1 protein-coding gene is annotated in these 1,100 nt (G+C 57.7%); it reads right to left on the bottom strand.

Features of this window, described 5'->3' with window-relative positions; all coding sequences use genetic code 11:
- Positions 1 to 1,074, bottom strand: a protein-coding gene (locus HV823_RS26330) for an IS3 family transposase (RefSeq protein WP_176952620.1) whose coding sequence is annotated in 2 segments (ribosomal slippage) — positions 1 to 813 and positions 813 to 1,074 — 1,075 coding nt annotated over the 2 segments. Because the reading frame shifts where the segments join, the coding sequence is not laid out codon by codon here. This gene is flagged as partial in the annotation.
- Positions 1,075 to 1,100: the final 26 nt, after the last annotated feature.

Here is a 1,100-nt window from a genome sequence, read left to right as displayed (position 1 = left end):
GATTCATCAGCGAGATCGGTACCTTGTTGCCGATCGCACCATGGGGCCGAAACTCATTGTAGTCTCTGCGCCAATCCTCCATCTTTTCGCGGGCGTCCGCAAGGGTCAGGAACCAATGCTGGTTCAGGCACTCCGCTCGGAAGCGGCCGTTGAATGCTTCGATAAAGGCATTGTCCGTGGGTTTGCCTGGCCGTGAGAAGTCCAGGATCACACCCTTGGCATAGGCCCAAAGGTCGAGATCGCGGGACAAAAATTCCGTACCCTGATCGACACGGATCGTCTTCGGATAACCAACCTGGCGGCATACCCGTTCCAGCGTTTGCACCACGTCTTCACCGCGATAGCTGTGACGCGGATCAAGCACTGGCACGTAGCGTGAGAAGGTATCGACTACCGTCAAAACCCGCAGTTTCTTTCCGGTCGCGAGCTGATCGTGCACGAAGTCCATCGCCCACACGTCGTTCGGACCGATCGCCACCTGCCGATCTTCCCGAAGCTTTGCCTTGACCCTGCGCTTCGGCGTCTTGTTGCGCAACTGCAGGCCCAAGTCTCTGTAAATGCGATAGGTTCGCTTGATGTTGGTGGCCCAACCTTCGCGTTCCAGCAGCACATGCACACGACGGTAGCCGTAGCGCACGCGCGTCTCGCAAATCTCCCGGATACGACGTTCCAGACCGGCCTGATCGGCACGGCGGGAAGTGTAGTGGTAGGTCGACCGATCAAAGTCGAGTGCACCGCAAGCACGCCGGATCGAGATCGTCCAATCCCGGCACATACCCTTCACCACCTCCCGCTTCCGAGCAGGCCTTAAAGCTTTCGCCGAATGACATCCTGCAGCATCTCGCGGTCCAGCGTCAGGTCCGCAACGATCTTCTTCAATCGCGCATTCTCGTCCTCTAGCTGCTTTAGTTTCCTCATCTCTGGCGGCAACAAACCGGCATATTTCTTTTTCCAATTGAAGTACGTCGCCTGGCTGATCCCCGCCTTGCGGCAGATCTCCGCGACCGTCACCCCTTCGTCACCCTGCTTCAGAATGAACGCCTTCTGCGCGTCCGAAAACTGCGATGCCTTCATCGTCTTCCGTTCCTTTCCCAGCCAGG

Source organism: Mycoplana rhizolycopersici (assembly GCF_013378445.1).
GTDB lineage: Bacteria > Pseudomonadota > Alphaproteobacteria > Rhizobiales > Rhizobiaceae > Mycoplana > Mycoplana rhizolycopersici.
This window is presented reverse-complemented; position numbering and strand designations above follow the sequence as displayed.